7 protein-coding genes are annotated in these 6,936 nt (G+C 73.0%); 2 read left to right on the top strand and 5 right to left on the bottom strand.

The genetic code is table 11. The features are described from left to right. Positions 1-235 precede the first annotated feature (235 nt). The 5 genes from Q6969_RS11520 to zapE all read right to left on the bottom strand — a co-directional run bounded on the left by Q6969_RS11520 (position 236) and on the right by zapE (position 5,431). Complete coding sequence (locus Q6969_RS11520; protein WP_317230569.1) at positions 236-667, bottom strand: MarR family transcriptional regulator; 432 nt, start codon at positions 665-667, stop codon at positions 236-238. A 180-nt stretch (positions 668-847) separates the two neighbouring features. Next, positions 848-1,687, bottom strand: coding sequence for an aldo/keto reductase (locus Q6969_RS11515; protein WP_317230568.1), 840 nt, complete (start codon positions 1,685-1,687; stop codon positions 848-850). Between the two features lie 184 nt (positions 1,688-1,871). Then, positions 1,872-2,669 carry an SDR family oxidoreductase gene (locus Q6969_RS11510; RefSeq protein ID WP_317230567.1) on the bottom strand — a complete coding sequence of 266 codons (798 nt, stop codon included), beginning with the start codon at positions 2,667-2,669 and terminating at the stop codon, positions 1,872-1,874. Positions 2,670-2,814: 145 nt separating this feature from the next. Beyond that, the gene (locus Q6969_RS11505; protein ID WP_317230566.1) at positions 2,815-4,101 is read right to left on the bottom strand and encodes an ammonium transporter; all 1,287 of its coding nucleotides are present in this window, start codon (positions 4,099-4,101) and stop codon (positions 2,815-2,817) included. Between the two features lie 265 nt (positions 4,102-4,366). Beyond that, on the bottom strand, positions 4,367-5,431 hold the full coding sequence (zapE, locus tag Q6969_RS11500) for a cell division protein ZapE (protein ID WP_317230565.1): 1,065 nt from the start codon (positions 5,429-5,431) through the stop codon (positions 4,367-4,369). 159 nt (positions 5,432-5,590) lie between these two features. Here zapE and Q6969_RS11495 point away from each other — a divergent pair, with 159 nt between their 5' ends. After that, on the top strand, positions 5,591-6,502 hold the full coding sequence (locus Q6969_RS11495; protein ID WP_317230564.1) for a sulfurtransferase: 912 nt from the start codon (positions 5,591-5,593) through the stop codon (positions 6,500-6,502). Continuing rightward, on the top strand, positions 6,499-6,936 hold a 438-nt coding region (locus Q6969_RS11490), incomplete at its 3' end, for a SufE family protein (protein ID WP_317230563.1). The genes Q6969_RS11495 and Q6969_RS11490, both read left to right, overlap by 4 nt.

Below are 6,936 nucleotides of genomic sequence, written 5' to 3'. Positions count from 1 at the left end.
AAGGCGGCCCAGCCGAGCACGGTCTCGAGGGGCTCGCCGGCGACGCGCGCCGTCGTCATCCGCTCGAGCGCCGCCGCGCGCGCAGCGTCGGCACCGTCCGCCGGGTGGCGGTCCCGGGCCTCGGCGCGGAGCAGGTCCGCCTCCTCCTCGGCGAACACGCACCCGGCCGCGCGCAGCCGACCGATCAGCTCTTCCCGAGGGTCGGCGGCGGGGCGGTCGGGGCCGGACGGCGGGCTCAGTCGAGCTCCGCCTGGGAGAGGTGGTCGAGCAGCGCCGCGACGCGGAGGAGGTCGTCGGCGCGCACCGGCGGGCGGGCCTCCCGGGCCGCCCGCTCGAGCCAGTCCGCACGCGCCGCGCGGACCCGCAGCAGGAGCCCGCGGCCCGCCTCGGTGAGGTGCAGGTACGACCCGGACTCGTCCTCGGACTCCTGCACGAAGCCCTTGTGCATGAGCGAGGCGAGGCTGGGCACCGTGGCGGCGCGGGCCGTGCGCGTGTCGAGCGCGAGCGAGGCCCGGTCCATGCGCTCCGCGCCGTCGAGCCGGCGGAGGATGAGGATCTGCACGCCGGTCAGGCCGTCCCAGCTCGGGTCGACCGAGACGTCGATCCGCTCGGACAGGGTGATCATGGCGTCGGCGAGCCGGGCGTGCGCCGGAGTCGGATCGGTCACGGTGGTCCTCACGGTCGGTCGTGCTGTCCGGACCGGGTCCAGGCCCGGGCCGGCGAGCGTCGTGCCCCTCACGCTAGCCCTCCGGCCGCCGATCGGCCGGGCGACGGAGCCGGACGCGACGACGCCCGCCGCGGCCGAGGGCCGGGCGGGCGTCGTGCAGCCGGCGTGCCGGCGTGCCGATCAGGACGGGAACTGCGTGAAGTCCGCCGTCGCCGGGTCGGCGCCGAGGCGCGTGCCGGTCTCGAGGGTGTCGATCTCCGCGAGCTCCTCGATCGAGAGCTCGACCTCGATGCTCTGGAAGTTCGCGACGATGCGCTCCGGGGTGACCGACTTCGGGATGACGATGCGGCCCTGCGCCAGGTGCCACGCGAGCACGATCTGGGCGGGGGTGGCGTCGTGCTCCTTCGCGAGGCGCGTGACGATCTCCGACTCGAGGTCGGCGCCCTGGCCGAGGGGGCTGTACGCCTCGACCTCGATGCCGCGCTCGACCGAGAAGGTCGAGAGGTCGTGCTGCTGGAACGTCGGGTGCACCTCGATCTGGTTCACCGCGGGTACCACGTCGGTCTCGGCCGCCAGCTTCTCCAGGTGCTCCGGGAGGAAGTTGGAGACGCCGATGGCGCGGATGAGGCCCTCGGCGTGCAGCGCCTCGAACGTCTTCCAGGTCTCGACGTAGAGGCCGTGCTTCGGGTAGGGCCAGTGGATCAGGTACAGGTCGACCGCGTCGACGCCGAGCTTGCGGCGGCTGTCCTCGAAGGCCGTGCGGGCGCTGTCCGCGCCCTGGTCGCCGTTGCGGAGCTTCGTGGTGATGAAGAGCTCCTCGCGGGGGATGCCGGTCGCCGCGATGGCGGCGCCCACGCCCTCCTCGTTGTAGTAGCCGGCCGCGGTGTCGATGTGCCGGTAGCCGGCCTCGAACGCGCGCTCGACGGCCTGCTGGGTCTCGTCGGGCGGGGTCTGGAAGACGCCGAAGCCCAGCTGCGGGATGGTGACGCCGTTGTTGAGGGTGATGAGGGGGGATGCCATGTGCTCTCGTCTTCTTCGTCTCGATGGTCGGGGACGGGGATGGCCGTGACGGCCCTCCCGCGTCCTCCCACCGTACGCCCGGCTCCCTCCCGGACGGCGGGCGCGCGGGGCGCTCCGCTCCGGGCGAACACCGGACGCGGTGAGCGGACAGCCGGCCGACCGGCGGTGCGGTCGACCGGTCTGCCTAGACGGACCGCCAGTCGTCGCTCGTGATGTGCGAGCCGCCCTGCGGTCCCATCTGCAGCATCCCGCCGTCGACCGCCCATGATGCGCCCGTGACGTACCCGGCGGCGTCGGACGCGAGGAAGGCGATCACGTCGGCGATCTCGTCGGCGTGGCCGGGGCGTCCGAGCGGGATGCCGGGGCGGGGGATGCCGCGCGGGTCCTCGTCGGTCTGGCCGGTCATGGGGGTCGCGATCTCGCCCGGCGCGACGCTGTTCACCGTGATCCCGTGCCGCCCGAGCTCGAGCGCTGCCGTCTTCACGAGCCCGCCCAGGCCGTGCTTGGCGGCGTCGTAGGAGCTCGACCCGACGCGCGGCTGGTGCTCGTGCACGCTGGTCACGGCGATGATGCGGCCGCCGGCGCCGGCCTCGACCATGAGGCGGGCGGCGGCCTGCATGACGACGAACGCACCGGTGAGGTCGACGGCGATCACGTGCTGCCAGCTGGCGAGGTCGGTGTCGAGGAACGGCGTGGAGTCGCCCGTGCCGGCGTTGCCCACGAGGACGTCGACCCCGCCGAGCTCGCCCGCGAGGCGGGTGACGACGTCCCCGGCGGAGTCGAGCTCCGCGGTGTCGAGCCGGGTCGTGACGGCGCGCACCCCGTGGGCCCGCGCCTCCTCGGCGGTGGCCTCCGCGCCCGCCTCGTCGTCGTGCCAGGTGATGCCCACGTCGAGGCCCGCCTTGGCGAGGGCCACGGCCGTGGAACGGCCGATGCCGGAGTCGGCGCCGGTGATGATCGCTCTTCTCGGTGTGAAGTCCATGCTCCCCAGTCAACGCCGGCCCGGAGGGCGCTGCCACGGGAGACGGCGCGCGTCCCCCGGCGCGCGCCGCCTCCCCACCGCACGACGGACGGGCGCCGCCCCCTCGCGAGGTGCGGCGCCCGTCGTGGTCGACCGGGGGTGCGGGTCAGCGGCCGGAGGTCTCCAGCACGTAGCCCTCCTCGCCGTGGACGATCGTGTCGATGCCGGCGATCTCGTCCTCGTTCTTCACCCGGAAGCCCATGGTCTTCTGGATGACGGTGCCGATGACGTACGAGAGCACGAAGGAGTAGATCAGCACCGCGAAGGCGGCGAGGGCCTGCTTGCCGAGCTGCTCGAGCGAGCCCGAGTAGATGAGGCCGACGTCGGTGGCGAAGAGCCCGATGTACAGCGTGCCGATGAGGCCGCCGATGAGGTGGATGCCCACCACGTCGAGCGAGTCGTCGAAGCCGAGCTTGAACTTGAGCTCGATGGCGACGGCGCAGACGGCGCCGGCGACGAGGCCGAGGACGATGGCCCAGATCGGCGACAGGGCGGCGCACGCCGGGGTGATGGCGACGAGGCCCGCGACCGCACCGGATGCGGCGCCCACCGAGGTCGGCTTGCCGTCGCGGATCTTCTCGACGACGAGCCAGCCGAGGATCGCGGCGGCGGGAGCGGCGATGGTGTTGAGGAACGCGATGGCCGCGATGCCGTCGGCGGCGAGCTCGGAGCCGGCGTTGAAGCCGAACCAGCCGAACCACAGCAGGCCGGCGCCGAGGAGCACGAACGGCGGGTTGTGCGGGACGTGCATGCCCTTGGCGAACCCGACGCGCTTGCCGAGGACGAGCGACAGCGCGAGGGCCGCGGCGCCCGCGTTGATGTGCACGGCCGTGCCGCCGGCGAAGTCGATGGCGCCGACGTTGTAGGCGATCCAGCCGCCGTCGACGGTGGAGCCGTCGGCGATCGTGAAGTTGAAGACCCAGCTCGCGACCGGGAAGTAGACGATGGTCGCCCAGACGCCGGCGAACACCATCCACGCGCCGAACTTCGCGCGGTCGGCGATGGCGCCGGAGATGAGGGCCACGGTGATGATCGCGAAGGTCGCCTGGAAGGCGGCGAACGCGAGCGTCGGGTAGGCGCTCGTCTGCTCGCCGAGGGCGGCCGTGTAGGCGTCGCCGAGGCCGAGCTGGCCGAGGTCGACGCCGAGGATGCCGTCGATGCCGACGAAGCGCGGGTTGCCCGCGGCGCCGTCCGGTCCGTTCCCGAACGTGACCGCGTAGCCGTAGAGGACCCAGAGGAGCCCGATGAGGCCCATGGCCCCGAAGCTCATCATCATCATGCTGATGACGCTCTTGGCCTTGACGAGCCCGCCGTAGAAGAACGCCAGACCCGGCGTCATCAGGAGGACCAGCGCCGCGGCGATCAGGAGGAAGGCGGTGTTGCCTTGATCCATGGTGTTTCACCTCTCGTAGATCGTGCAGGGGTCGCACCGGACTGGAGGCGGGACGCCGCCCGTGTGGTCGGGGGGTTCGGCGCGAGCCGGGTGCCGGGTACGCGTCCAGTGTCCGGGGGCGAGGTTTCACGGGCTCGCCGGACGTGTTTCGGGCGCGTTACACGGGCACCGCGCGTGTGAACATCGTGTTTCCGGACCCGTCGGGGATGCTCGACGGGGCCGCCGGCCCAGCCGAGCCGGAGCCCGGTGGGCTATGCGGGGACGGCTACGCGTCGCGCCCGGCGGCCGTGAGGGAGATGAGCCGCGAGATGGCGCGCAGGTACTTCTTGCGGTATCCGCCGGCCAGCATCTCCGCGGAGAACGCCTCGTCGAACGGCGTGCCGGACGCCAGCAGCGGGATCTGGGCGTCGTACACGCGGTCGACGAACGCGACGAACCGGAGCGCGTCCGTCTGCCCCTGCAGCTGGGTCACGTCGCGGAGCGCGATGACGTCGACGCCCTCGATGACCTTGACGTACTTGGAGGGGTGCAGCCGCGCCAGGTGCGCGACGAGCTCGGGGAACCCGTCGACGGTGACGGCGCGGCCGCCCTGCCGCGCCGCGTCGGCGCGCGCGTCGAGGTCGTCCGCCTCGACCGTGACGGCGTGGCCCTCGAAGGCACGTCGGCGGTAGTCGAGCCCGTCGATGCGGATCGTGTCGAAGCGGTCGCTCATGGCCTGGATCTCGCGCAGGAAGTCCGCCGCGGCGAAGCGGCCCTCCCCCAGGGCGTTCGGCGGGGTGTTGCTCGTGGCCGCGATGCGCGTGCCCGTCTGGACGAGGTCCGAGAGCAGGCGCGTCATCATCATGGTGTCGCCCGGGTCGTCGAGCTCGAACTCGTCGATCGCCACGAGCGTGGCCCCGCGGAGGATCCCGACGGCGCCCTGGTAGCCGAGCGCCCCGACGAGCGCGGTGTACTCGATGAACGTGCCGAAGTACTTCGGTCCCGGCATGGCGTGCCAGAGCGACGCGAGCAGGTGGGTCTTGCCCACGCCGAACCCGCCGTCGAGGTACACGCCGGGCTTCGGCGCGGGTGCCTTCCGGCGGGAGAAGAGCCCGCCGCGGGACCCTGCGCGGTCGCCGGAGAACGCGCGGAGCACCTCGACCGCCTGCGCCTGGGTGTCGTACTCGGGATCCGGCCGGTAGGTGTCGAAGCGGGCCTCGTCGAACTGGCGCGGCGGCACGAGGTGCGCGGCGATCTCCGCGCCCGTGATGCTGGGCGAGCGTCCGACGAGCGCGCCCGCCCCCGCGCCCTCGGCGTCGTGGCTCCGCGATCCGATGTCGGCGTTCGTCACAGGTGGGTCTCCGGCTGTCATCGGGAAGGTCCCGCGCATCGCGAACCGTTACCGTGGATGGTGGTCGACGCGGTGCCCTGGGCGCCCGCGGAACACCCACCAGACTAGACCGCGTCCCACCGAGCGCGGCCCCCGCGGCCGCGAGATCAGGAGAGCCCCATGGCCGTCGAGCCGGACACCACCCCCAGGTTCGCCGAGTACGCCCACCCGGAGCGCCTCGTCAGCGGCGACTGGCTCCAGGAGCGCCTCGCGGACGGAGCGCTGACCCCCGGCCTCGTGGTCGTCGAGTCGGACGAGGACGTGCTGCTGTACGAGACGGGCCACATCCCCGGTGCGGTCAAGGTCGACTGGCACACGGACCTCAACGACCCCGTGCAGCGCGACTACGTCGACGGCGAGCGCTTCGCCGAGCTCATGTCGGAGCGCGGGATCGCCCGCGACAGCACCGTCGTCATCTACGGCGACAAGAGCAACTGGTGGGCCGCGTACGCGCTCTGGGTCTTCACGCTGTTCGGTCACGAGGACGTGCGCCTGCTCGACGGCGGGCGCGACAAGTGGATCGCCGAGGGCCGTCCGCTCACCACCGACGCCACCGAGGTCACGCCCGTGGAGTACCCCGTCGTGGAGCGCCGCGACGAGGAGATCCGGGCGTACAAGGACGACGTGCTCGCGCACCTCGGCAACCCGCTGATCGACGTCCGCAGCCCCGAGGAGTACACGGGCCAGCGCACGACGGCGCCGGCCTACCCGGAGGAGGGCGCGCTCCGCGCCGGCCACATCCCCACCTCCCGCAACGTCCCGTGGGCGAAGGCGGCGGCCGAGGACGGCTCGTTCCGGACCCGCGCCGAGCTCGACGCCGTGTACCGCGAGGGCGCCGGCCTCGGCGACGGCGACGACGTGGTGGTCCTCTGCCGCATCGGCGAGCGCTCGAGCCACACGTGGTTCGTGCTCACCCACCTGCTCGGCTTCGAGGGCGTCCGCAACTACGACGGGTCCTGGACCGAGTGGGGCTCCGCCGTCCGCGTCCCCATCGTGCAGGGCGCCGAGCCCGGGGAGCTGCCCTCCCGATGACCGGCTCCCCCGCCCTGCCCGCCGCGCTCGCGGAGATCCGGGACGACTTCCTCGCGCTCGGGCAGCGCGACCGGCTCCTGCTGCTGCTCGACTTCAGCAACGAGCTCCCGGCCCTGCCCGAGCGCTACGCCGAGCACCCGGACCTCCTGGAGCGGGTCGAGGAGTGCCAGTCGCCGGTGTTCATGTTCGTGGAGGTCGTCGAGGGCGACGTGCACGTGCACGCCCAGGCGCCCGCCGAGGCGCCGACGAGCCGGGGCTTCGCGTCCATCCTCGCCCAGGGCCTCGAGGGGCTCCCCGCCGAGGAGGTCCTGGCCGTCCCCGACGACTACCCGTCCACGATCGGGCTCGACGCCGCGGTGTCGCCGCTGCGCATGCGCGGGATGACCGCGATGCTCGGCCGCGTCAAGCGCCAGGTGCGCGAGCGGCTCGCCGGG

This window comes from Clavibacter sp. MX14-G9D, assembly GCF_032917815.1.
GTDB classification, from domain to species: Bacteria; Actinomycetota; Actinomycetes; order Actinomycetales; family Microbacteriaceae; genus Clavibacter; species Clavibacter michiganensis_K.
The sequence above is the reverse complement of the archived record's forward strand: the minus strand, read 5'-3'. Positions and strand labels throughout refer to the sequence as shown.